Source organism: Prescottella agglutinans, from assembly GCF_004011865.1.
In the GTDB taxonomy this organism is placed as follows: Bacteria; Actinomycetota; Actinomycetes; order Mycobacteriales; family Mycobacteriaceae; genus Prescottella; species Prescottella agglutinans.
This window is the reverse complement of sequence record NZ_RKLP01000003.1, coordinates 258223-280725: the sequence shown is the minus strand read 5'-3', so window position 1 is coordinate 280725 and position 22503 is coordinate 258223. Positions and strand designations below refer to the sequence as shown.

The 22503-nt window shown below is 69.8% G+C and carries 26 protein-coding genes; 12 read left to right on the top strand and 14 right to left on the bottom strand.

Features of this window, described 5'->3' with window-relative positions; all coding sequences use genetic code 11:
* Positions 1–4: 4 nt before the first annotated feature.
* From EGT67_RS08225 to EGT67_RS08200, 6 genes are all read left to right on the top strand, one after another.
* Positions 5–307: a DUF3349 domain-containing protein gene (locus tag EGT67_RS08225; protein ID WP_127915572.1), complete on the top strand. Its 303-nt coding sequence runs from the start codon at positions 5–7 to the stop codon at positions 305–307.
* Positions 308–345: 38 nt separating this feature from the next.
* Positions 346–1542 (top strand): o-succinylbenzoate--CoA ligase, encoded by a 1197-nt coding sequence (gene menE / locus EGT67_RS08220; RefSeq protein ID WP_127915571.1) that lies wholly within the window; start codon positions 346–348, stop codon positions 1540–1542.
* Positions 1543–1864: 322 nt separating this feature from the next.
* On the top strand, positions 1865–2380 hold the full coding sequence (locus EGT67_RS08215; RefSeq protein WP_241565937.1) for a hypothetical protein: 516 nt from the start codon (positions 1865–1867) through the stop codon (positions 2378–2380).
* Between the two features lie 186 nt (positions 2381–2566).
* Positions 2567–3091 carry a hypothetical protein gene (locus tag EGT67_RS08210; RefSeq protein WP_127915569.1) on the top strand — a complete coding sequence of 175 codons (525 nt, stop codon included), beginning with the start codon at positions 2567–2569 and terminating at the stop codon, positions 3089–3091.
* A gap of 127 nt (positions 3092–3218) precedes the next feature.
* The gene (locus EGT67_RS08205) at positions 3219–4193 is read left to right on the top strand and encodes an ATP-binding cassette domain-containing protein (RefSeq protein WP_127915568.1); all 975 of its coding nucleotides are present in this window, start codon (positions 3219–3221) and stop codon (positions 4191–4193) included.
* Entirely contained in the window at positions 4190–5020 is an 831-nt protein-coding gene (locus EGT67_RS08200) for an ABC transporter permease (protein WP_127915567.1), read from the top strand. The genes EGT67_RS08205 and EGT67_RS08200 overlap by 4 nt, the downstream gene beginning before the upstream one ends.
* Before the next feature lie 4 nt (positions 5021–5024).
* Here EGT67_RS08200 and EGT67_RS08195 read toward each other — a convergent pair whose 3' ends face one another.
* Positions 5025–8297, bottom strand: a complete 3273-nt coding sequence (locus EGT67_RS08195) for an ATP-binding protein (RefSeq protein ID WP_127915566.1) — start codon at positions 8295–8297, stop codon at positions 5025–5027.
* Positions 8298–8417: 120 nt separating this feature from the next.
* Here EGT67_RS08195 and EGT67_RS08190 point away from each other — a divergent pair, with 120 nt between their 5' ends.
* On the top strand, positions 8418–9287 hold the full coding sequence (locus tag EGT67_RS08190; protein ID WP_127915565.1) for a 1,4-dihydroxy-2-naphthoate polyprenyltransferase: 870 nt from the start codon (positions 8418–8420) through the stop codon (positions 9285–9287).
* Positions 9288–9315: 28 nt separating this feature from the next.
* Here EGT67_RS08190 and EGT67_RS08185 read toward each other — a convergent pair whose 3' ends face one another.
* Genes EGT67_RS08185 through EGT67_RS08175 form a run of 3 tightly spaced genes read right to left on the bottom strand, consistent with a single transcriptional unit; the run spans position 9316 to position 10456 of the window.
* Positions 9316–9666 (bottom strand): VOC family protein, encoded by a 351-nt coding sequence (locus tag EGT67_RS08185; RefSeq protein WP_127915564.1) that lies wholly within the window; start codon positions 9664–9666, stop codon positions 9316–9318.
* Between the two features lies 1 nt (position 9667).
* A complete protein-coding gene (locus tag EGT67_RS08180) occupies positions 9668–10048 on the bottom strand; it encodes a phage holin family protein (protein ID WP_127915563.1) in 381 nt (126 codons plus the stop codon).
* Positions 10049–10102: 54 nt separating this feature from the next.
* Complete coding sequence (locus EGT67_RS08175; protein ID WP_127915562.1) at positions 10103–10456, bottom strand: inorganic pyrophosphatase; 354 nt, start codon at positions 10454–10456, stop codon at positions 10103–10105.
* 104 nt (positions 10457–10560) lie between these two features.
* Here EGT67_RS08175 and EGT67_RS08170 point away from each other — a divergent pair, with 104 nt between their 5' ends.
* A complete protein-coding gene (locus tag EGT67_RS08170; RefSeq protein WP_127915561.1) occupies positions 10561–10890 on the top strand; it encodes a succinate dehydrogenase in 330 nt (109 codons plus the stop codon).
* A 4-nt stretch (positions 10891–10894) separates the two neighbouring features.
* Here the strand turns inward: EGT67_RS08170 and EGT67_RS08165 are convergent, their stop codons facing one another.
* Both EGT67_RS08165 and EGT67_RS08160 read right to left on the bottom strand, forming a co-directional pair.
* The gene (locus tag EGT67_RS08165; RefSeq protein ID WP_127915560.1) at positions 10895–11632 is read right to left on the bottom strand and encodes a lysophospholipid acyltransferase family protein; all 738 of its coding nucleotides are present in this window, start codon (positions 11630–11632) and stop codon (positions 10895–10897) included.
* Between the two features lie 97 nt (positions 11633–11729).
* The gene (locus tag EGT67_RS08160) at positions 11730–12581 is read right to left on the bottom strand and encodes an SDR family NAD(P)-dependent oxidoreductase (RefSeq protein WP_127915559.1); all 852 of its coding nucleotides are present in this window, start codon (positions 12579–12581) and stop codon (positions 11730–11732) included.
* Positions 12582–12762: 181 nt separating this feature from the next.
* Between EGT67_RS08160 and EGT67_RS08155 the strand changes: the two genes are divergently transcribed.
* Positions 12763–13062, top strand: a complete 300-nt coding sequence (locus EGT67_RS08155) for a hypothetical protein (RefSeq protein ID WP_127915558.1) — start codon at positions 12763–12765, stop codon at positions 13060–13062.
* A 15-nt stretch (positions 13063–13077) separates the two neighbouring features.
* Complete coding sequence (locus EGT67_RS08150; protein WP_127915557.1) at positions 13078–13605, top strand: GNAT family N-acetyltransferase; 528 nt, start codon at positions 13078–13080, stop codon at positions 13603–13605.
* Here the strand turns inward: EGT67_RS08150 and cds1 are convergent.
* Positions 13602–14696 (bottom strand): L-cysteine desulfhydrase Cds1, encoded by a 1095-nt coding sequence (gene cds1 / locus EGT67_RS08145; RefSeq protein WP_127915556.1) that lies wholly within the window; start codon positions 14694–14696, stop codon positions 13602–13604. The genes EGT67_RS08150 and cds1 overlap by 4 nt on opposite strands.
* Complete coding sequence (locus tag EGT67_RS08140; RefSeq protein WP_127915555.1) at positions 14693–15046, bottom strand: DUF4229 domain-containing protein; 354 nt, start codon at positions 15044–15046, stop codon at positions 14693–14695. Before EGT67_RS08140 ends, cds1 begins: the two co-directional genes overlap by 4 nt.
* Positions 15047–15501: 455 nt before the next feature.
* Here EGT67_RS08140 and EGT67_RS08135 point away from each other — a divergent pair, with 455 nt between their 5' ends.
* Together EGT67_RS08135 and EGT67_RS08130 are read left to right on the top strand one after the other, a co-directional pair.
* The gene (locus tag EGT67_RS08135) at positions 15502–15714 is read left to right on the top strand and encodes a BldC family transcriptional regulator (RefSeq protein ID WP_005518137.1); all 213 of its coding nucleotides are present in this window, start codon (positions 15502–15504) and stop codon (positions 15712–15714) included.
* Between the two features lie 81 nt (positions 15715–15795).
* Positions 15796–16026 (top strand): hypothetical protein, encoded by a 231-nt coding sequence (locus EGT67_RS08130; protein WP_127915554.1) that lies wholly within the window; start codon positions 15796–15798, stop codon positions 16024–16026.
* A gap of 250 nt (positions 16027–16276) precedes the next feature.
* Here the strand turns inward: EGT67_RS08130 and ccsB are convergent, their stop codons facing one another.
* Genes ccsB through hemL form a run of 6 tightly spaced genes read right to left on the bottom strand, consistent with a single transcriptional unit; the run spans position 16277 to position 22442 of the window.
* Positions 16277–17245 carry a c-type cytochrome biogenesis protein CcsB gene (gene ccsB, locus EGT67_RS08125; RefSeq protein WP_127915553.1) on the bottom strand — a complete coding sequence of 323 codons (969 nt, stop codon included), beginning with the start codon at positions 17243–17245 and terminating at the stop codon, positions 16277–16279.
* 37 nt (positions 17246–17282) lie between these two features.
* Positions 17283–18962: a cytochrome c biogenesis protein ResB gene (resB, locus tag EGT67_RS08120; RefSeq protein ID WP_127915552.1), complete on the bottom strand. Its 1680-nt coding sequence runs from the start codon at positions 18960–18962 to the stop codon at positions 17283–17285.
* Positions 18959–19786: a cytochrome c biogenesis CcdA family protein gene (locus EGT67_RS08115; protein WP_127915551.1), complete on the bottom strand. Its 828-nt coding sequence runs from the start codon at positions 19784–19786 to the stop codon at positions 18959–18961. Before EGT67_RS08115 ends, resB begins: the two co-directional genes overlap by 4 nt.
* Complete coding sequence (locus EGT67_RS08110; protein WP_127915550.1) at positions 19783–20400, bottom strand: TlpA disulfide reductase family protein; 618 nt, start codon at positions 20398–20400, stop codon at positions 19783–19785. The genes EGT67_RS08115 and EGT67_RS08110 overlap by 4 nt, the downstream gene beginning before the upstream one ends.
* On the bottom strand, positions 20397–21074 hold the full coding sequence (locus EGT67_RS08105) for a histidine phosphatase family protein (protein ID WP_421958105.1): 678 nt from the start codon (positions 21072–21074) through the stop codon (positions 20397–20399). Before EGT67_RS08105 ends, EGT67_RS08110 begins: the two co-directional genes overlap by 4 nt.
* 33 nt (positions 21075–21107) lie before the next feature.
* Positions 21108–22442, bottom strand: coding sequence for a glutamate-1-semialdehyde 2,1-aminomutase (hemL, locus tag EGT67_RS08100; RefSeq protein WP_127915549.1), 1335 nt, complete (start codon positions 22440–22442; stop codon positions 21108–21110).
* Between the last annotated feature and the right edge of the window lie 61 nt (positions 22443–22503).

Genomic DNA, 22503 nt, shown 5'->3' with positions numbered 1-22503 from the left:
ATCATTGAGCCTGCCTCCGTTTCTCTCCTCGATCATCGACTGGCTACGCGCCGGGTATCCCAACGGCGTCCCCGAGCAGGACTACGTCCCCCTCTTCGCGCTCCTCACCCGACGGCTGTCCGAGGAGGAGGTCGACCTCGTCACAGCCGCCCTCGTCGAGCACGGCGACCTGCCGATCTCGAAGACCGACATCCAGGTGCTGATCACCAAGATCACGAACGAGATGCCGCTCGAGTCCGACGTGGACCGGGTGCAGACGCACTTGTCGGCGGGTGGTTGGCCACTGGCCGGCCCGCCCCTCCCCTGACGGCGGCCCGGCCGACCGGGTCGTGAAACCATCGACGGGTGAGCGCGCTCCTGCACACCTTTCCGATCCCCGCCGGCACCGCGGTGACCTCGGTCCTGCCGACACTCGAACGAGTGCTGGACGGCGGCGGCCCGCCACTCCTGCCGGTGCCCGAGGGAGACCCGAAGGAGATCGCCCGGCTCACGCGCGCGCTGCACCCGGACGAGCCGATCGACGACGTGGCCGACGCCGGGGACGTCGCGCTGGTGATGGCGACATCGGGCACGACCGGGGTGCCCAAGGGGGCGATGCTCACCTCGCGCGCGTTGCGTGCGAGCGGCGAGGCGACGCATCGGCGCCTGGGCGGCGCCGGTTCGTGGCTGCTGGCCCTGCCCGCGCATCACATCGCCGGCATGCAGGTGCTGCTGCGCAGCCTGCTGGCCGGCGAGACACCCGTCGTCGTCGACGTCACCGCGGGCTTCGATCCCGGGGACCTGCCGACCGCGGTGGCCACGATGAGCGGGCCGCGCCGGTACACGTCGCTGGTCCCCACCCAACTGGTGAAGGCCCTCGACCACCCGGGCGCGACGGAGGCGTTGGCGTCGCTCGACGCGGTCCTACTCGGCGGCGCGGCCACGCCGGCGCCGCTGCTGCGCCGCGCGCTCGACGCCGGCATCCGGGTGGTGCGGACCTACGGGATGAGCGAGACGTGCGGCGGGTGCGTCTACGACGGTGTCCCCCTCGACGACGCGACGGTCCGGATCGCCGACGATTCCCGCGTCCTGCTCGGCGGGGCGATGCTCGCGTCGGGCTACCGCGGCCTGCCCGGGCATCCGGCGTTCGCCGAGCCCGGTTGGTTCCGCACCGACGACGCCGGCACGTTGTCGGACGGTGTCCTCACGATCCGCGGCAGGCTCGACGAGGCGATCTCCACCGGGGGGCTCACCGTCGTGCCGCAGGTGGTCGAGGCGGTGCTCCTCGAGCACCCCGGGGTGCGCGAGTGCGCCGTACTCGGGGTGCCGGACGAGCGTCTGGGCCAGCGTGTGGTCGCCGCGGTCGTCCCCGCCGAGGGATTCACGCCCACCGTCCGGGAACTGGGTGACCATGTCCGCGCCGCGCTCGACGCCACCGCCGCACCGCGCGAGGTGCGACTGTTCGACGCGCTCCCCCTCCGCGGTCCGGGGAAGATCGACCGCAACACCCTGCGAACGTCGTGGCCGGGCTCGACGAGCGAGCCGACACCGGCGGGTAGTTGAACAAACAATTGAATCTTCATCGATCGGCACCCTTCGAAACGGAATCGTTATAGAACGGGTAAATCCTCGTGAGTCCCACGGGTTTCCGCTGTTCAATTCCGTTACCGGTCGGTAGGGATGTCTGATCCGGGTCCATCGGCAAAGTCCGGACCTTACCCTTCCCGAAGGTTCGCCTTGCGTGAAGTTGACCCAGCCCCGATGCTGACGCAAGTGATCTTGGTTGTCGGGGACAAGACACCGCGATCACTCATCCGTCAGAAGACATTTCACGAATGAGGGGTTGTTCATGCACACGCGCACTCGGAATACACTCGCCCGCACGGTGAGTGGCGTCGCGATCGCCGCCGCGTCGGTTCTCGCCGTACCGGCCCTCGCGACCGCCGCCCCCGCGGTGTCGGCACCCGAGATCACCGCGTCCGCCGCGGCCAGTTCCATCACGGTCACCGTGCAGAACAACAACACCGACGCCGGGACGACATGCGGCGCCTACGCGATCGTCGCCTCCAAGATGTCCGAACTCGAGAAGGACCCCTCCAAGCTCCTCGAGCCGGGCTTCGCGGCATGGAAGGTCAAGCCGACCGAGCGTGTCGGTGCCGCGAGCACCAAGGCGTTCACCACCCCCGAATTCAACGACGGCGTGTACGCCGTGATCGGCGAGTGCACCTCGACCTCCAGCGGTGCCGCCGTGAGCCGCCCGAAGATCGTCAGCCTTCCCGAGAACGCGATGTTCGGCAGCCTCGAGAACGGTGCCCTGAAGAACCTGGTCGAGTTCCTCACCAGCGGGAACATCGACGGCCTGATCAAGGCCATCTCGGCCGGCTCCTCGCAGGCCGGGTAACTCCCCAGATCGTGCGCGGCGGCCCGGCCGTTGGTCGGGGATGTCCGGGTCGCCGCGCATCTTCCCCTTTCACGATTCCCGTTGCACGAGGCGCATCAGACGCCGTGCCTTCCGCGGGTGATCCCCGTCCGCGTTCGCCCGCGAACCACGACGGAGATCCGCTTCCCACCGCTGAAAGGCACGACCATGCGCACACGATCCGCAACCGTCCTCACCCGCTCCGCCGCCGTCGCGATCTCCGCCGCCGCACTGCTCACCGGTCCCGCGATCGCGTCGGCCGCCCCGTCCCCCGAGTTCACGGGACCCGTCCTCACCACCGAGGCCGACGGCAGCGTCGTCGACGTCACGATCGAGAACCCGAACGCCGGATACCCGACGAGCACCTGCGGCGCGGTGGCGGTCGATGCCGCGAAAGTTACTCAGGCGCTGGATGATCCGACGAAGGTGCTCGAACCGGGCTTCGTCGCGTGGACCAGCGGCCTCGACGCCGTTCCGGCAGGCGCCACCAAGTCGTACACGACCGACGCGCTCGCCGACGGCGTGTACGCCTTCGTCGGCGCGTGCATCGCGCTGTCGAATCCGACGCCGGTGCTCGGTGAGCCGCAGATCGTCCCCGTCGGCGGGGTACTCGGCAGCCTCGGCACCGCGACCGGCAGCCTCGGCGACATCGTCCCGAGCCTCGGCGACCTGCTCGGCCGCCTGCTGAAGTAGCACGAACCCTCACGCATGCGCCGGGGCCCGCGGTGTCCGCACCACGGCCCCGGCGCATGCGTGCGCCTCGTGCGCCGCGCAAGTGCGCCGCAAGCCCGGTGCAAGCGGGACACGTCAGGGTGAGGTCATGAACCTCGACACCTCACCCCCGGCGATCGAAGCCGTCGGGCTCGTCAAGACCTTCGGGCAGCAGCGCGCGGTGGACGGCGTGAGCCTCACCGTGCCGACCGGATCGGTGTACGGCGTGCTCGGCCCCAACGGCGCAGGCAAGACCACCACGGTCCGGATGCTCGCGACGCTGCTCCGTCCCGACGGCGGCGAGGCCCGCATCTTCGGCCGCGACGTCGTGCGCGAATCGACGGCGGTCCGTTCCCTCGTCGGCGTCACCGGCCAATACGCCTCGGTCGACGAGGACCTCAGCGCCACCGAGAATCTCGTGATCTTCTCGCGACTGCTGGGTCTGGGACGCGCCGATGCCAAGCGCAAGGCCGCCGAACTCCTCGAGGAGTTCGAGCTGACCGAGGCGGCGTCGAAGCCGCTCAAGAACTTCTCCGGCGGCATGCGCCGACGTCTCGACCTCGCGGCCAGCCTGATCGCCCGTCCCCCGCTGCTGTTCCTCGACGAGCCCACCACCGGACTCGATCCGCGCACCCGCGCGCAGATGTGGGACACCATCCGGCGCCTCGTCGCCGAGGGTTCGACGGTGCTGCTCACGACGCAGTACCTCGACGAGGCCGACCAACTGGCCGACCGGATCGCGGTCATCGACCGCGGCCGGGTGATCGCGGACGGCACCTCGGACGAACTCAAGGCGTCGGTGGGTGTGTCCGCGCTGCAACTGACGCTCGCCGATCGCACCCAGACCGATGAGGCCCGCACCGTGATCTCGTCGATGCTGGGCGTGCCGGCCACCGTCACACCCGAGTCGGGCCGCCTCACCGCCCCGCTCTCGGATCCCTCGATCACCGCGGATCTCCTTGTGCGGCTGAGGGATCTGTCGATCTCGGTGGACGAGATCACCGTCTCCAAGCCGAGCCTCGACGAGGTCTTCCTCACCATCACCGGGCACGACACCGCCGAGTCCGAACGGAGCGTCGCATGACCACCACCCTCACCTCGCCCACGACCACCCCGGGCACCCGGGCCATCGAGGCCGTCGAGCGGATCAGCCTGCGGGACTCGGTCGCCCACAGCTTCACGATGGCCTACCGCGGCATCCTGAAGATCAAGCACAACCCCGAGCAACTGTTCGACGTGGTGATCCAGCCGATCATCTTCACGTTCATGTTCACCTACATCTTCGGCGGCGCGATCTCCGGGGACGTGAAGTCGTACCTGCCCATCATCATCCCCGGCATCCTGGTCCAGACGGTGATCACGACGTCGATCGTCACCGGCACCCAGTTGCGGGAGGACATGGACAAGGGCGTGTTCGACAGGTTCAAGTCCCTGCCGATCGCCCGGATCGCGCCCCTGTCCGGGGCGCTGATCGCCGACGTCGTCCGGTACCTGATCGCGACCACCATCACGCTCGTCGTCGGTATCGCGATGGGCTACCGGCCGGGCGGCGGAGTCGTCGGCGTCGTGTGCGCCGCGCTGCTGATCATGGTGTGCGCGTTCGCGATCAGCTGGATCTTCGCGCTCATGGGAGTCCTGATGAGCAAAGCCTCTGCCGTACAGGGTGTCTCGATGATGATCCTGTTCCCGCTCACGTTCATGTCCAACGCCTTCGTGCCGGCCGACACCATGCCGGGCTGGATGCAGGCGTTCGTGAACGTCAATCCCGTCTCGCACCTGGTGACGGCGGTGCGCGAACTCGCGAACGACGGCCACTTCGGCATCCACGCGGTGTGGGCGCTGCTGGGTGCCGCGGTGATCGTGGCGGTCATGGCGCCGCTGACGGTGCGGACCTACATGCGCAAGGCCTGACCGGTCAGGAGTTGCCCGGGGCCAAGAGGTCGAGGATCTCCCGGCGCGCGGCGGCGCGCGGCGTCTTCCGAACGGACGCCAGCGCCGCCGCGACGGTGTCGGCGCCGAGCACGGCCCGCGCCGCATCGAGATGGCGGTCGAGGTGCATCGACGGATAGTCCTGTCGTGCACGAACTCTCGTTGCCAGCGCGACGAGCCGCAGCGCCCGTTCCGTGGTGCCGTGACCGGTCGCGAGACAGAAGCTGCCGACCGCACACGCCACCGCCCCGGTCTGCGGCAGATCCGGATACCCGGCCGATCCGAGCCGCTGCGCCGAGACCTTCGCGAGCCGATCGGCCAGATCGGCGACCGATTCCGCGCGTCCGGCGAGCACGTGCGCGTCCACGACCGCCGCCGCCACCATGATCTCGAACGGGTCGGCGGGCAGATCGCCCGCCAGCACGCTGCCGTCGCCGACCGCCCGCCGGTACTCGGCCAGCCCGCGATCCACCGCGCCGACGGCCAGATCCGCCTCCGCGGTACTCGCCGACAGCGATGCCTGATTGTGCGGGTTCTCGTTCACGTTCACCGAGGCGCTCGGGGCGCTCGCGTGCATCGGCACGAGCGCCGCCAGTTCGGCGCGGGCATCGGCGATCCGACCCGCCCCGACCAGGGCAACCACCATGAACCCGCGCACCTGCAGGCTCTCGTCGTACAGGTGCAGCTCCCACAGCCCTTCGGCGGAGCGGCGGTAGAAGTCGACGGCCTCGTCGTAGCGGGCGGACTGGGAGTACAGGCTGCCGAGATGCTGACACACCATCGCCAGGCCCCAACTGTCGTTGGATTCCTCGGCGAGCGCGAGCGCCCGCCTCGCGTCGGACTCCGAGCCGAAAAGATCGCCGTTGTTCTCCCGGAGGTTGGAGCGCGCCATCAGCGCGGAACTGCGCGCCCCGGGATCGGCCGAACGCACCGCCGTCGCAAGCGTCCGCGCCAAGCCCCGCCCCGATCCGGGCACGAGCATCAGCGCGATGTTCACCCGCGACGACCCGCTGAGGTCGGAGTGGGTAGCCAGCACCCGGCGCATGCGCGTCCTGGCCACCGCCAACGCGCGCACGTTGCCGCCCATCGCCATGTGGGCGGCCGCCAGCACGTACGCCGACGCCAGGAGATCACCGGGTACGGCCTCGGGGTCGAGACCCGAGTCGTCGAGTTCGAGTAGCCGCGGCGCCCAGTTGAAGACCTCGGAGTGCGAACCGCGCGACGCCCACATGCCGCCCAGCACCGGGAACACCGTGAAGACGGTACGGACGAGCTTCTCCGACATCGCGTAACGCAGCACCACGAGCAGGTTGTCGTGCTCGGCCTCGACGCGGTGCGCCGCCGCGATCTGCCGGCCGGACATGAAGTCGTGGAACGCCTCCCGCGAGAACCGCTCCGCCCACGTGACGGTCCGGGCGCGCACCGCCGCGGCCTCGTCGCCGTCCGACTGCTCCTCGCCGAACTCCCGCACGGTCTCGAGCATGTGGTAGCGCAGGCCCACCGTGTCGGCGCCCTCCTCGGGTTCGACGACGGCCAGCATCGACTGGTTCACCAGACCCTCGAGCGCGTCGGCGACGTCGACGACCTCGCCCCACTGCGCAACGGTCGACGCGGCGTCCGCGGTGAATCCGCCCGGGAATCGGCACAGCCTGCGCAGCGCTGCACGCTCCGGATCCGCGAGAAGGTTCCAACTCCAGTCGATCACGGCGCGGAGCGTGCGGTGCCGTTCCGGCGACGTGCGGTCCCCCGAGCGCAGCAGCGCGAACCTGTCGACCAGGCGGGCGTTGATCTCCTCGACGCTGAGCGTGCGGACCCGGGCCGCGGCGAGTTCGATCGCCAGCGGCAGACCGTCCAGCGTCCGGCACAACCGGGCGACCTCACCACGGTCGAGGCGCACCGAGGGTCGCACGGCGAGGGCGCGGGCCCGGAACAGTTCGATCGCGGGCGATCCGTCGTCGTCGATCGCCAACGGCGGCAACGGATACACCGCTTCCGCCGTGATCGCCATCGGCGCGCGACTGGTGGCGAGGACGGTCAGGTGCGGGCTCGCGGAGATGAGATCCGACACGACGTCGGCGACGTCGTCGATCAGGTGCTCGCAGTTGTCGAGAATCAGCAGTGACGGCCGGGCCGCCAGCGCGTCCCGCAGGCGCTGCCGCGCGTCGTGGATCCGGGTCCGTGTCAGTCCGCCCGGGGCGAGGTCGGCCTCACTCAGGCCCAGGGTGCCGCTGATGGCCGCGATCACGTCCTCGCCGCTGCGCAGCGGGGCGAGTTCGACGAGGGCGACCGGCATCCGCGCCGACACCTCGTCGCCGAGCGCGTGGGCCACCCGGGTCTTCCCGGTACCGCCGGGACCGAGGACCGTGACGACGCGCGACGACCCCAGCAGCAGTTCGAGCGCCGCCAGATCGGTCTTGCGCCCGAGCAGCGGATTGGGTGCGGCCCGCAGACCGATGGTGTTGGGCAGCAGTCGGCCGGCCTGCCCGGGTTCGCCGCCCGGCGCCTCCGCGTCCGCCGTCACGGGAGGCTGGTGCTCGCCGCGCAGGATCGTGGCGTTGAGGTCGATCAGCCGAGCGGAGGGGTCGACGCCGAGACGGTCGGCGAGCCTGCCGCGCAGCCCCGCGAACACCTCGAGCGCCTCGTTCGGCCGTCCCGCACCGTGCAGGCACTCCATGAGCAGGGCGTGCGCGCCTTCGTCGAGCGGGGACACCCCCGCCGCGGCCCGCGCGATCGGCAACGCGTCGCGGTACTGCCCGGCTGCGACGAGCGCCGCGAGTTCGACGGCGTCGAGCGCGGCCCGGTGCGCGGCGGCCTCCGTCGCCAGATCGTCGGCGAGGTGCCCGCCGGGCAGGTCCGCGCCGGGGTCGCCGCGCCACAGCCCACGCGCCTCCCGCACGGCGTCCAACGCGCCCCGCTGGTCGCCGTCGGCGTGGCGCTGCCCCGCATGCCGCGCCAGCATCCGTGCACGGGCCAGGTCGACCTGCTCCGGCGCCAGTGCCAGTCGGTAGCCGGCCGGGCCGGCCTCGATGGCGGCGTCGGGCAGCGCCGAGCGCAGCCGGGAGATCTGGGTGTGCAGTGCGTTCGCGGGCGACCTGGGGGGATCCTCGCCCCAGACGTCCTCGACGAGCGCGGCCGCGCTCCGACTGTGTCCGGGGCGGCGGGCGAGCGCGACGAGCAGGCTGCGGGCACGAGGGCCGGCCAGCGGCACGAGGACACCGTCCCGGCGTGTGGCGACATCACCCAGCAGGGCCACTTCCACGGGTGGTCCTGTGGGTGCCGGGGTCTCGGAGTCGCTCGTCACTGGTCGCACCGGCGCCCAGCCTATGGGAGCACCCGACCGTGCGGCCACCCGATTCGGCGAGGGTGAAAGGATCGCCACATGGCTTCTGTCTCCCAGTGGATCGAGGGCGCCCGCCCGCGCACCCTCCCGAACGCGATCGCGCCGGTGCTCGCCGGTACCGGTGCGGCGGCGTCCCTCGACGGTGCGGTGTGGTGGAAGGCGCTGCTCGCGCTGGTCGTCTCACTCGCCCTGATCGTCGGGGTGAACTTCGCCAACGACTACTCGGACGGCATCCGCGGCACCGACGACGAGCGGGTCGGTCCGCTGCGCCTCGTGGGATCGGGTCTGGCCTCGCCGGCGTCGGTCAAGGCCGCCGCGATGAGTTGCTTCGCCGTGGCCGCGGTCGCGGGCGTCGCACTGGCGCTCGTGTCGGCGTGGTGGCTGATCCTGGTGGGCGCCGTCTGCATCCTGGGCGCCTGGTACTACACCGGAGGAAAGAAGCCGTACGGCTACAGCGGTTTCGGCGAGATCGCGGTGTTCGTGTTCTTCGGCCTCGTCGCGGTGCTCGGCACCGAGTTCGTGCAGGCGGGCCGGGTCGACTGGGCGGGCCTGCTCACGGCGATCGCGGTCGGCTCGTACTCGAGCGCGGTGCTGGTGGCCAACAACCTGCGCGACATCCCCACCGACACCGAGTCCGGAAAGATCACGCTCGCAGTCAAACTCGGTGACGCACGCACCCGCACGCTGCACCTGGTGCTGCTGGCCGTCCCCTTCGTGGTCACGCTCGCACTGGTGGTGCGCACACCGTGGGCGCTGGTCGGCCTGCTCGCACTGCCGCTGGCGGTCAAGGCGAATGCCCCGGTGCGCGGCGGTGACCACGGCCCGGCACTGATTCCGGCGCTCGCGATCACCGGTCAGTCCATGTTGGTGTGGGCCGCGGCCACCGGACTGGCGCTCGGCCTGGGCTGAGGCCGACCGCCGCGAAACCGGCTGCCGCTCAGGCGCGGTGCCCGAGGACGTTCACGACACGCCCGTCCGGGTCGAGGACGAAGAACCGCCGCACGCCCCACTCCTCGTCCCGCAACGGGTGGACGATGGTCGCGCCACGCGCGACCATCGTCTCGTACACGGCATCCACGTCGTCCACCTCGATGCTCATGTCGGGGTTCTGCGACGCCGTCGCGTCCTCGCCCATGATCGTCACCTGGGCAGTGGGATTCGACGGCGATGCCATCGTCGTCACCCACCCCTGGTCCATCACCTCGACGAGCCCGAGCGCACCGTAGAAATCCCGGCTCTCGTCCATCGAACGCACGTGGATGTCGGGCACGACCCGCCTGATCGTCATGTCACTTCTTGTCCGGGACGAGAGCGCTGAGCACGAAGTTCACCACCGAGATGATGAGCGCGCCCCACACCGCGGTCCAGAAGCCGTCGACGCTCAGACCCCAGTCGGTCTGCGAACTGATCCACGACGTCAGCAACAGCATCAAGGCGTTGATGACGAGCGTGAACAGGCCGAGCGTGAGGATCAGCAGGGGCAGCGAGAACAGTTGCACGATCGGCTTCACGAACGCGTTGACGACGGTGAAGACCAGGGCGATGCCGAGGATGATCAGCACATCGTTGCCGGTCCCCTCCCCCGAGTCGGCGATCTCGATGCCGCTCACCCACTGCGAGGCGAGCCAGATGGCGATCGCGTTGATCACCAGGCGTATCACGAATGTCATGCACTCATGCTGGCACGAAGCCTCTCGGCTCGGGCGTCGGCACCGTCCCGCCCGTCACGGTCGGCGGACGAGGGCGGCGTTCAACCGGAGGCGCTCGTGCAGGAAGTGCCCGATGAGATCGATCTCGTCCTCCGAACAGGCGAGCAGAACCTTCACCTCGACGTCCCGCTTCGTCAGGTCCGCGGTGAGGGCGACCCCGACGACGCCCGCGCCGTCGGCCGACCCGCGGAACACGTCGACGCCCTCGCCGTCACCACCGGCGGTGTCCTCGAGGTACCCGTAGTCGACGGGGTAGACCACCTCCGGGAACCTGGGATGCGCGCTCCCACGCGGACGGTCGATCCGCAGTGGCGTCTTGCGGACCAACTGATCGAGGGCCGAGAAGAACGCCGCCAGGTTCGTGTCCATGGTTCCAGCCTGCCACGAAAACCGGCACCGACAGCCGGAAACCCCGGGGCGAAATACGCGGAGAACGAGGACAATCCGCGCATCCCTCCACTAGGCTTTTCGACATGACCGCCTGCCGTGTCAATTGGTGGACGGCACTCGCTGCCGCCGTGTTGCTCGTCGCCACCGGTGTCCTGGCCTCACAGCTGACCCACCTGGCGGACGCGTCGGCGTCTGCAGGCCGCGAGTACGGCGAGAGCCAGGCCGTGATGTACAAGCAGTTCACCGCGCGCGACCCGAGCGATCTGCAGATCCGGCAGTGGTGCAGCACGGGTGCGCAGATCTCCGCGGCCACCCAGATCTGGTATCGCGGCGGCATCATCCAGGTGGGAGAGCTCGACCAGAAGCGTTTCGTGGAGGGCTGTTTCGAGACCTACCGCGCCGCGACCCGGTGAGCGGTCACCGTCCGGCAACCGCCTCGTCCACCGCGGCCTGGAGTCGATCCGCAACCACCCGCGTGACGTCCATCGGCTTGGCCGGCAGGTCCGTGACGGGCTCACCGACGTAGACCTCCGCCGATCGACCGGCGTCCGCGCTCGGCCCGTAGCTGATGCCGATGCTCAGCAGCGCCGGCGCCGCCCCGAGTTTGCGCGCCTTGACCGCGATGTGCCCGACCCCGCTGTTGATCTGCTGCAGGCGCGCCGGATCGCCCTCGTTGCAGGTGCCCTCCGGGAAGATCGCGAGGACGTCACCGCGGCGCAGGCGTTCCGCCGAGACGTCCATCATGCGCCGGCCCGCCTCGGCGACGGCCCGCATCCCGTGGTTCTTGCTGCGGAACACCGGGATCGAGCCCATCAAGTCGACCTTGCGGCGCAGTCCCGGTTCGGCGAACAGTTCGTCCTTCGCCAGGACCCTCGTCCGTCCGATCGCGCGACGCAGCGGGGTCTGCCACGCGGTCGCGGCGAGCGTGTACTGGTCCCGGTCGGAGAGGTGATTCGCGACGACGATGAGCGGCGTACCGGACGCGAGCAGTCCCTGGATGCGTTCGCGCGCTCCGACGGCATACCGGACCCGCGGACGGAAGCGCGCGCTCAACGCGGCGTAGGCGGCCTTGGCGAGCAACCGGTTCTGCTGATGATCCAGGTAGAAGCTGTAGACGTCCTCGTAGTTGTCGAGCGTGACTTCGGGCCGGGTCATGTCGCATCTCCTTCGGATCACCCCACCCGCCGACCACGGTACACAACCTACGGAACCGTAGGTTGCCTACCGTGGTCAGGCCCGCGAGCCGCAAAGGTCACGGATTGCGCGGACGGTTGGTCCACCCGCCCTCCGGCTTCGGGAACCAACCCCCGGCCGCGAACGTGCCGCCGTCGACGTGGACCGTCGAACCGGTCGTGTACCGCCCGAGGTCGGACGCCAGGAACAACGCGGCACCGGCGACGTCGTCCGGCTGCCCCGGCCCGCCCAGCGGCGCCCACGTGGGCCACTTGGCCCACTCCTCCTCCGACAACCACTCGGTGTACGGCACCTGGACCGACTCGATGAGATCCGGCGCAATCGCGTTGACCCGGACCCCGATCCGGCCGACCTCGACGGCCAGGCTGCGGCTGAACTGCGTGACGGCGGCCTTGTACGCCGCGTACACGCTGTGCCCGGGGATCGCGCGGTGCGCCTCGACGGTCGTGAGGTTCAGGATCGAGCCCCCGCGCCCCCGCTCCGCCATGCCGGGCAGCACGGCCCGCGTGAGCCGCAGGACGTGGTCGAGGTTGATGCCGCCGACCTGCGCCCAGAACTCGGGTTCCGTCTCGGCGAACGGCCGCGGCGGACGCAGGAAGTGACCGACGTTGTTCACCAGGACGTCGGGCGCGAAGTCCACGATCCGCGCCGGCACCGCCGGCTCGAGGACGTCGTACGCGAGGACCTCGATCGAACCTCCTGCGGCGGCGTCGAATTCGAGCGCGCGTGCCGCATCGGGGTCGACGTCGGCGACCAGGACCGCGGCGCCGTGGGCCGCGAACGACCGGGCGATCGCCGCGCCGATCCCGTGCGCACCCCCGGTGACGACGGCCCGTTTACCCGGGAGCAGGGGGCCAGGGCGAAACGCTGGACGGGACGACTGCGCGGACTGCGCGGGTTCTGACGACACGACTCCTCCTCGAAGTACGGGGACGCTCTGATGATCGAGCCCACTGCCGCACTCGCACACGCGATTTCCCGGACAGCGAGAAAGAGGGCGTGAGCATTCTCATGCGGGCCGCCCGACACGCACCCCGCCGGCGTGGTTAGCCTCGAATCGAAGACCCACGATCCGAACGGGAGAAGCCACCATGCTGAACAAGACCGCCACCTCCGCCCTCGCCGCCGCCGGACTCGTCGGCGGGTACGCCGTCGCCCGGCAGACCGGTAACCGTCAGCTCGGTGGTGCGGTGCTCGCGGCGGTCGGCGGCGTCTGCACCTACAGCTGGGCCAAGAGCTCGGGCCCGGGCCGCGCGGCGGCGCTGCTCGGAACCTACGTCGCGGCATTCGGCGGCTCGCACCCGCTGGCCAAGAAGATCGGCGCGTGGCCGTCCGTAGGCGTCGTCGCCGCCGGTACCGCCGTCGCGTCGCAGGTCGTCTCCCGCGGCTGAGCTCGGACCCGACGAATGATCCGCCTCGCCGAGCCCGCCGACCTGCCTCGTCTCCAGGAGGTCGACGTGGCGGCGGGCGCGGCGTTCCGGACCCTGGGGATGGACGAGGTCGCCGACGATCACGCTCCCCCGATCGCGTGGTTCGAGGAGTACCGCGCCGACGGGCGCGCGTGGGTGTGGGCGCCGCGGTCGGCACCCGCGGCGGCGTTCTGTGTCGTCGACGTCGTCGACGGCAACGCCCACATCGAGCAGGTGTCGGTGCATCCCGTCCACGCCCGTCGCGGACTGGGCGCGCAACTGATCGACCACGTCGAGGAATGGGCCCGCGACCGCGGCCTGCCCGAGATCACGCTGACCACGTTCGTCGACGTGCCGTGGAACGCGCCGTACTACGCGCACCTCGGCTTCACGATCGTCGCCGACGGCGACCTCGGCCCCGGTCTGCGCGCCGTCCGCGAGCACGAGGCCGCCCGGGGCCTGGACCGCTGGCCGCGGGTCGCGATGACCCGGCACGTCCCGATCGGCCCGGGAGGCCCCCGCTAGCCGGTCCAGCGGCCGGTGCGCGCGAACTCGTCGAGCACGGCCGTCGGCCCGGACAGGTCGATCCCCTCGGACGCCACCCAGTCGTCGTCGAAGTACGTGCCGGCGTACCGTTCGCCGCCGTCGCACAACAGCGTCACGACGCTGCCGCTGCGGCCCTGTTCGAGCATCTCGGCGACCAGACCGAACGCACCCCACAGGTTGGTGCCGGTCGAGCCGCCCACCTTCCGTCCGAGCACGGTGCTGGCGTGCCGCATCGCGGCGATCGAACCCGCGTCGGGCACCTTGACCATGCGGTCGACGACCTGCCCGATGAACGACGGTTCGACACGCGGGCGACCGATGCCCTCGATCCGGGACCCGCGGTCCGAGGTGGAGACGGCGGTGCAGTCGCTGCACTGCCACGCGTCGAAGAAGACGGAGTTCTCCGGGTCCACCACGCACAGACCGGTGTCGTGCTTGCGGTAGCGGAGGAACCGGCCGATCGTGGCGCCGGTGCCACCGGTGCCGGCGCCCACGACGATCCACTCCGGGATCGGATGATCCTCCTGCTGCAGTTGCGTGAAGATCGACTCGGCGATGTTGTTGTTGCCGCGCCAGTCGGTGGCGCGCTCGGCGTGAGTGAACTGGTCCATGTAGTGGCCGCCGGTCTCGGCCGCAAGCCGCTGCGATTCCGTGTAGATGCTCGACGGATCCGTGACGAAGTGACAGCGGCCGCCCTGAGCCTCGATCAGCGCGATCTTCGCCGGGCTCGTGCTCGCGGGCATCACGGCGACGAACTCGAGCCCCAGCAGCTTCGCGAAGTACGCCTCGCTGACGGCGGTCGAGCCCGACGACGCCTCGATCACTGTCGTGTTCTCGGTGATCCAGCCGTTGCAGATCGAATACAGGAACAGTGAGCGTGCCAACCGGTGCTTGAGGCTGCCGGTGATGTGCGTGGACTCGTCCTTGAGGTACAGCTGGACGTTCCACTCGGGCGGCAGCGGGTAGCGCAGCAGGTGCGTGTCGGCGCTGCGCTGGGCGTCGGCCTCGATGAGGCGGACCGCATTGTCGACCCAGGCCCGGCTACCCCGCCGGTCGACGACGGCCGTCACCGGCGGTCCTCACCCCGAAGCTTGGCATGGAGGTCCGCCTTGTCGGCGCGACGCTTCTCGTCGACCGCCGCGATATCCACGTTGACCTTCTTGCGGAGCTTCGCGAACAGGACCAGCGACAGCGGCAGCGCGATCAGAACCGCGAACAGCGCGGCGACGATCAGCGGCACGTCGACACCGAACAGCTTGCCGCCGAACAGGATGACGACCGCGAGGAGCACCACGAGGCCCAGGCGGGCCACCGAGTACAGGGCGACGTCGCGGACGAGGGTCCCCGTCGTCACGGCGCCGGCGGAGGCGTTGCCCGCATTGCGGGCCTGGTCAGGACGATTCTGCGCTGCATCACTCACACGACCAGGGTACCGACCGCCGCACGGCGGCCTGCGAGAACGCCGGTCGATGGCGCACGGTCCCACGGATCGGAAGATCAACGGGGCCGGAACGCAGAGTGACGATTCACTACCCGGTACCTCTCGAATTCCACCCGGACGGTCGACTTCGGCGCGTCTCGACGGTGGGTCCGACTGCAGATTCGGCGGTCGGATCGGACTACTACGCCCAGCGCAGGCGGGCCCCACCCTAGGGGCAGTCGGCCCGGTTCGTACCCGGATCGCCGAATTCGTATACCCAGCCGAGACATCGGGGTCCGACTAGTCCGATTTGTCTATTACCTCCCCTTTACCAACTTTAGATTGTTCGAGTACCTGGGGGGTGTGGTGCCACTATGTCGGAGCCGGTCGACAAACGAACCGGTCCCGAATCTCCCCGGCCGATCGAGTGGTCGGCCCCGAAACTTGGAGGATCGATGAGCGCACCCACCTATAACGGCGCCAAGGAAGCCCTGCTGACCCCGGGCCAGGTCGCCGCACTGTTCCATGTCGACCCCAAGACCGTCACGCGTTGGGCGCACGCCGGCCGGCTCGGATCTCTGCGCACCCCCGGAGGACACCGGAGGTTCCGTGAGGCCGAGGTGATGGCGCTGCTCTCGTCCCTGACCACCGAAGCTCATCACTCCTGATCGGTGAGGTCCGACTGGACGTCCGCCAGGTAGATACCCGGTCGCCCCGGACACGGCTACCCTCGTAACAGGAGGTGCACCGTGATCTACCTACTGGCGTTCATCGGCCTGGTTACGCTCGCTGTCCTTTTCTGGAAGGCGTTCGGCCCGACCGCCACCACCGCAGTCCGAGGCGGTAGCGACAGCAAGGTCGGCAGAGTCGTCGGACCGGACGACGACCCCGAGTTCCTGTGGCGTGTGGATCGTGAGAACCACCGCCGACAGTCGGGGCCACGTCCCGGAACCGACACCCCCACCGACCCGGAGAACTGACGGGAGCCCGCGCGAAGGCGGGCACTGGTCAGCGCGCGGGCGGAGGGCAGGACGAGGCTGTGCGTCCGCCATCGAGCGGGACGAATCGGACAGGCAATACGGATTCGACAACGGTCGCCGTGCAGATGCACGGCGACCGTTTCTCGTTACCGGGACACCGCTACCCGGCCCCGGTCGCCCGGCCCCTACAGCTGAAGGGGCCCTTCACACGCCGTCAGCGCATGAAGGGCCCCTTCAGCTGTGCAGGGCGTCAGTTCAGGCCGGCGTAGGAGTGCAGGCCCGAGACCACCATGTTGATGATGAACAGGTTGAACAGCATCGCCACGAAGCCGGCGACGTTGATCCATGCGGCCTTCGTGTCGCGCCAACCCGACGTCGCACGCGCGTGCAGGTAGGCCGCGTAGATGACCCACGCGATGAAGGAGACGGTCTCTTTGGGGTCCCAGCCCCAGAACCGCCCCCAGGCCGCCTCGGCCCAGATCGCGCCCAGGATGATGCCGGCACCGAACAGCGGGAACGCGACGATCGTCGTCTTGTAGGCGAGACGGTCGAGGGTCTGCGCGTCGGGCAGACGCTGCGCCAGCTTGCCGAACGGGCCGGTGCTCTCCTCGCCCTTCGGGAACCGGATGCGGTACAGGAACAGCATGCTCGCGACGCCGGAGACCATGAAGATGCCGCTGCCGACGCTGATGATCGTGACGTGGATCGGCAGCCAGAACGACTTGAGCGCCGGAACCACCGGTGCCGCGTCCGCGTAGAGCACGGTCGCCGCGAGGAACATCAGGACCAGCACCGGAACCAGCAGGAACACGAACAGGTCCGTGGTCTTGCGCAGTGCGACGATGCCCGCGATCACCGCGGCGGCGCACGCCATCGTGACGAACTCGTACATGTTGCCGAGCGGGAAGCGTTCGGTCGCCAGACCGCGCAGCACGATCGAGGTGATGTGCAGCACGATGCCGACGACCAGTAGGGCGTAGCCCATGCCGCCGAGCTTCTCGGACCACGTCTTGCCAGGCTGCTCGACAACCCGGCCCGGGGCCTGTGACTCGGTGGCGACCGGACCGCCGCCTGCGGTCACGAGCTCGCGCTCCTGCACCTCGCGGGCACGCATCGACGCGTACCGCGCGATCAGCAGCACCGTGGCCAGCACGTAGATCGCAAACGCCGACTCGAACGACCAGTCGCTGTAGCGAGCGAGTGTCTCGTTGATCGTCATGAATTCATCTCCTGCGCTTGCGCGCTCGTGTTGTCCGTTATGCCGTGCCGTCACCCAGAAGGCGGGTGCGCAGTCGATCGAACTCGTCGCCCCAGCCGGCCTGATCCGTCCGGGCAAGCCCGCCGAGCTCTACTACCGTACGTCGTTCACCCTCGGTCAATGTAGCCGACACGGTGTCGGGATCCTTCGCGGGGTAGATCCGTACCCAGACCCGGCGACGCTTGACGACCAGCGAGACAAGCAGGCCGCCCATCATCACGAGGGCCGACACCAGCACCCACTGCTGCGCGGGGTCGTGCGAGACCTGCAGGTTGACGAAGTCGACGGCGCCGTCGAAGCGAACCTGGGTGCCGTCGGCGAGGGTCTTGCTCTCACCGGGGAACAGGTTCACCCGCTCCTGCTTCACCAACCGGCCCTGGTTCACCAGTTCCTTGTTGAGCGAGAACAGGTTCTGCGGAAGACCGGTGTCGAGGCCGGTGTCGCCCTTGTAGATGTCGATCGCGACGGCCGGATCGTTCATGGCCGGGTAGCCCGACGACAGCAGGCTGCCGTGGAACACCGCGGTCGGCGCGAACAGGCCCTCGATCGCGATCTGATTCTTGCGCCGCTCGTCCTCGTTCGGGTACATGCCGCCGGGCGGGTCGAACCGCATCGCGCCGCTCGACAGGAACGTCGTCGCGTCGTCGGGCTGCCACTGCAGCGTCTCGGTGCGGGACTCACCGTTCGGGAACGTCACCGTGAAGGTGGGGGCGTACCCGTGGCCCTGCAGGTAGACGCGGTCACCCGCGACGCGCAGCGGATGGTTGACCCGCAGCTCCGTCTGCCGCCAGGTGTTCGTCTCGATGTCCTCGCCCGCCTGGTACGAGATGTTCGACCGGAACATCTCGGCCTGACCGTTGTCGAGGTAGTCGGCGGAGAAGTCCTCGACGCGGACGCACAGAGGCCTCAGGCCGGTGCCGTCCGACGCGAGTCCGGGCCGGAACGTGTCGAAGACCGCCGGCGAGGTGGTGCACAGGCCCGAGTTGTCGTCGGCGACGACGATCACGTTGCCCTCGTAGCTGAAGATCTTGCCGACCGCGATCGAAACGAGCAGCGCCACGAGCGACAGGTGGAAGACCAGGTTTCCGGCCTCGCGCAGGAACCCCTTCTCCGCCGAGAGCGTGATCTCGCCCGGGTGCTTGGCGCGCTCGCCGCCGACCCGCTGCTCGACGCGCCAGCCCCGAAGCTGCTTCCGCACCCGCGCGGCGACGGACTCGGGGTCCTCGTCGACGGTCGCGACGTGGTGGTGCGGGAGCCGGCCCAGGTTGCGCGGGGCCGCGACGGGCTTGGAGCGCAGCGCCTTGGCGTACTCGACGCAGCGCGGGACGATGCAGCCGACCAGCGAGATGAACAGCAGCACGTAGATCGCGGTGAACCAGAAGCTGCCGAACACGTCGAACAGTTCCAGCTTGTCCATGATCGGACCGAGCGTCGGCCGGTTCGCGATGTACTCGTTGACCTTGCTCTCGTTGAGGCTGCGTTGCGGCAGCAGCGCGCCGGGGATCGCGGCGAGCGCCAGCAGGAACAGCAGCACCAGCGCAGTCCGCATCGACGTCAGCCCACGCCAGACGTTGCGGATTGCGGCGACGACGCGGCCGAGCGGCGACTGGCGCGGCGGCCGCGGCGCTTCGGCCTCGGCGGGTGCAGCGTCGGCTGTCAGTGTGTCTCGATCCGTCATATCGGCAGGACCACCTCCGTGATGAACGCGTCGCGGATCCAGCCGACGAACTGGTCCCACGCGCCGGTGACCAGTGCGATACCGACCATGATCAACAAGATTCCGCCGAAGATCTGAATCGTCCGGCTGTTGCGGCGCAGCCAGCCGACGCCGCGCAGTGCCCGCGCCGATCCGAGCGCCACCAGGACGAACGGCAGGCCCAGGCCCAGGCAGTAGGCGACGATGAGGGCCACGCCGCGGACCGCGGTCGCCCCCTCGGTGCCGGCAGCCACCGACATCACACCGGCGAGCGTCGGACCCAGGCACGGCGTCCAGCCGAGTGCGAACACCCCGCCGAGCAGCGGAGCGCCGATCAGTCCGGACACCTGCTTCGGCGCGAACCGGGTGTCCTTCTGCAGCGCCGGGATCAGCCCCACGAACGCCAGACCCATCACGATCGTGACGACGCCGCCGACCCGCTGGAGCACTTCCCGGTTGATCGTGAGCGCCTCGATGGCGCCGAACACCGTCGCGGTGGCGAGCACGAAGACGACGGTGAATCCGGCCACGAACAGTCCCGCGGCGCCCGCGACGCGCAGGCGCCCGTCGCGGATGGTCTTGGTCCGGGTCTGCGCCTCGGTCGCGGTGACGGCGGGCGCGTCGGCGCCGACCACTCCGGCCAGGTACGACAGGTAGCCGGGGACGAGCGGCACGACGCACGGCGACGCGAACGACACCAGACCGGCGAGCAGGCAGGCGCCGAGCGCGAGCAGCAGCGGCCCGGTCGAGGCGGTGGTCTGGAACGTCTCGCCGACGCTCGCCAACAGGATCGTGTCGGTCGTCATCCCTGGTCCTGCGGTTCCTGCGCGATCCGCTCGACCACGGGCTGCAGATCGCTCGCCAGCAGTTCCTTGAGGTACACGGCGGCGACGCGGTGCTGGCGGTCCAGCACGATCGTCGTCGGGATCACGCTGGTCGGGTAGTTCTTGCCGAGGGTGAGCAGCGTCCGCATCTCCGGGTCGTAGATGGACGGATAGGTCACGTTGTAGTTGACGACGAAGTCCTGCGCCTTGTTCTTGGTGTGGTCGCGGACGTTGACGCCGAGGAACTGGACCCCGAGGTCCTTGGTGTTCTCGTAGACCTCTTCGAGGTCGTCGGCTTCACCGCGGCAGGGCCCGCACCACTGACCCCACACGTTGAGCACCACGACCTGGCCCTCGAAATCCGACAGCGACGTGGTCTTGCCCTCGGTCATCAGGTCGGGTCCGGAGACGTTGCCGACGGTGCCGCGCTCGGACGGCGGATCGTAGAACAGTTCGGTCTTGCCGCCGGGCGAGACGAAGACGAACGACCCGCCGCCCTGCACGACAGCGTCGTCGCCACCGGCACAGCCGGCGACGGTCGCGGCGACGACCAGCGTGCATGCCGCAGCCGCCAACCGGAGGGATGGGAACTTCATGCGCCGGTCACCCTGGGGTCCGACGCACCGGCCGGCTCGGAGTAGACGATGTCGACGAGCGTGTCGCCCTCGTAGACCAGCGACGTCAGGGAGGCGAGACCGCACTGCCGGTTGCGCGGGTCGTGCCACAGCCGCTCGCCCTGCAGGAAGCGACGCAGTGTCCACACCGGCAACTGGTGGCTCACGCACACGGCCTCGTGGCCGACGGCGGCGACGCGGGCGGTGTTGACGGCCGCGAGCATGCGGTGCGCGATCTGCAGGTACGGCTCGCCCCACGACGGGGTGAACGGGTCGCGCAGCTTCCACCAGTGCCGGGGCCGGCGCAGCGCACCGTCGCCGACGGCCACCTTGAGGCCCTCGAAGTCGTTCGCGGCCTCGATGAGGTTGGCGTCGGTCACGATCTGCAGACCGTGCTTCTCGGCGATCGGCGCGGCCGTCTCCTGCGCCCGCTGCAGCGGCGACGCGACGACGTGCGTGATGTCGTGCTCCGCGAGCGCCGAGGCGACGGCGCGGGCCTGCGACTCACCGGTCACCGACAGCCGGAAGTTCGGGAGGCGTCCGTAGAGGATGCCTCCCGGGTTGTGCACCTCACCGTGCCGGAGCACGTGAACGATGGTCCGGGTGTCGGAGTTGTCGGAGATGTCGGCAGCGCTCGCGTTGTCGGCGTCGGTCACGGTAGTCGTCCCTGTTCGCTGTGGTTCGGTGGGTCAGTGCTTGGCGGCGGCGGCAGCCTTGGCCGCGTGGGGCGCGGCGTCGGCGATCTTCGAGAAGGCGTCGTCGTCGAGAGCGGACGACACGAACCACGCCTCGAACGCGCTCGGCGGCGCGTAGATGCCGCGCGAGAGCAGGGCGTGGAAGAAATCGGGGAACCGCCACGTGTCGGCGGCCTTGGCCTCCGCATAGTTGGTGACGGGGTTCTCGGTGAAGAACACGCTGACGAGGGTGCCGGCGTACTGGACGCGGTGCGGCACGCCCTCCGCGGTGAGCGCGTCGCCCAGCAGCGTGCCGAGGGTCTGCGCGTTGCGTTCGAGCGCCGCGTACACGGCGTCGTCGGCGGCGCGCAGGTTCGCCAGCCCGGCGGCGACGGCGACGGGGTTACCCGACAGCGTGCCGGCCTGGTAGACGGGGCCCGCCGGGGCCAGCTTGGCCATGACGTCGGCGCGACCGCCGAACGCGGCGGCGGGGAGGCCGCCGCTCATGACCTTGCCGAACGTGTAGAGGTCGCCGGCGACGCCGTCGCGGCCGAACCAACCGGAGCGGCTGACGCGGAAGCCGGTCATGACCTCGTCCATGATCAGCAGCGCGCCGTGCTCGGTGGTGAGGGCGCGCAGGCCCTCGTTGAAGCCGGGCAGCGGCGCGACCGCGCCCATGTTACCGGCGGCGGCCTCGGTGATGACGCACGCGATCTCGCCGGGGTTCGCGGCGAACGCGGCGCGCACGGCCTCGAGGTCGTTGTAGGGCACGACGATGGTGTCCTCGGCCTGCGCGCCGGTCACGCCGGGCGAGGTGGGCAGGCCGAACGTGGCCAGGCCCGAGCCCGCGTCGGCGAGCAGCGCGTCGACGTGGCCGTGGTAGCAGCCGGAGAACTTGACGATCTTGGAGCGGCCGGTGAAGCCGCGGGCCAGGCGGACCGCGCTCATGGTGGCCTCGGTGCCAGAGTTGACCAGGCGGACCTGTTCGACGGGGGCGACGCGGGAGACGATCTCCTCGGCGAGCGCGATCTCGCCCTCGGTGGGGGCACCGAACGACAGCCCGGTGGTGGCGGCCTTCTGCACGGCCTCGACGACGGCCGGGTGCGCGTGGCCGAGGATCATCGGGCCCCACGAGCACACCAGATCGACGTAGTCGTTGCCGTCGACGTCGGTGAGCGTGTAGCCGGAGGCCTTCTCGATGAAACGGGGTGCACCGCCGACGGAACCGAAAGCGCGGACCGGGGAGTTGACGCCTCCGGGGATGACCTTGGACGCCCGGTCGAAGAGCTGGGCGGAACGAGCGTCGCGAAGATCGGGTCCCGAGCCGGACCCGCTGGAGGCAGCAGTCACGGCTTCCAGTGTCCCAGTTCTGTCGAATTTGCCAACGACAGGGTGTAGGAGGTGGCCGGAA

Excerpts from the sequence above, each read along its gene's own strand:
- EGT67_RS08210 (WP_127915569.1), top strand. The coding sequence starts at position 2,567 with ATGCGCACACGATCCGCAACCGTCCTCACCCGCTCCGCCGCCGTCGCG.
- EGT67_RS08205 (WP_127915568.1), top strand. The coding sequence starts at position 3,219 with ATGAACCTCGACACCTCACCCCCGGCGATCGAAGCCGTCGGGCTCGTC.
- EGT67_RS08200 (WP_127915567.1), top strand. The coding sequence starts at position 4,190 with ATGACCACCACCCTCACCTCGCCCACGACCACCCCGGGCACCCGGGCC.
- EGT67_RS08190 (WP_127915565.1), top strand. The coding sequence starts at position 8,418 with ATGGCTTCTGTCTCCCAGTGGATCGAGGGCGCCCGCCCGCGCACCCTC.
- EGT67_RS08185 (WP_127915564.1), bottom strand. The coding sequence starts at position 9,666 with ATGACGATCAGGCGGGTCGTGCCCGACATCCACGTGCGTTCGATGGAC.
- EGT67_RS08180 (WP_127915563.1), bottom strand. The coding sequence starts at position 10,048 with ATGACATTCGTGATACGCCTGGTGATCAACGCGATCGCCATCTGGCTC.
- EGT67_RS08175 (WP_127915562.1), bottom strand. The coding sequence starts at position 10,456 with ATGGACACGAACCTGGCGGCGTTCTTCTCGGCCCTCGATCAGTTGGTC.
- EGT67_RS08170 (WP_127915561.1), top strand. The coding sequence starts at position 10,561 with ATGACCGCCTGCCGTGTCAATTGGTGGACGGCACTCGCTGCCGCCGTG.
- EGT67_RS08165 (WP_127915560.1), bottom strand. The coding sequence starts at position 11,632 with ATGACCCGGCCCGAAGTCACGCTCGACAACTACGAGGACGTCTACAGC.
- EGT67_RS08155 (WP_127915558.1), top strand. The coding sequence starts at position 12,763 with ATGCTGAACAAGACCGCCACCTCCGCCCTCGCCGCCGCCGGACTCGTC.
- EGT67_RS08150 (WP_127915557.1), top strand. The coding sequence starts at position 13,078 with ATGATCCGCCTCGCCGAGCCCGCCGACCTGCCTCGTCTCCAGGAGGTC.
- EGT67_RS08135 (WP_005518137.1), top strand. The coding sequence starts at position 15,502 with ATGAGCGCACCCACCTATAACGGCGCCAAGGAAGCCCTGCTGACCCCG.
- ccsB (WP_127915553.1), bottom strand. The coding sequence starts at position 17,245 with ATGACGATCAACGAGACACTCGCTCGCTACAGCGACTGGTCGTTCGAG.
- resB (WP_127915552.1), bottom strand. The coding sequence starts at position 18,962 with ATGACGGATCGAGACACACTGACAGCCGACGCTGCACCCGCCGAGGCC.
- EGT67_RS08115 (WP_127915551.1), bottom strand. The coding sequence starts at position 19,786 with ATGACGACCGACACGATCCTGTTGGCGAGCGTCGGCGAGACGTTCCAG.
- EGT67_RS08110 (WP_127915550.1), bottom strand. The coding sequence starts at position 20,400 with ATGAAGTTCCCATCCCTCCGGTTGGCGGCTGCGGCATGCACGCTGGTC.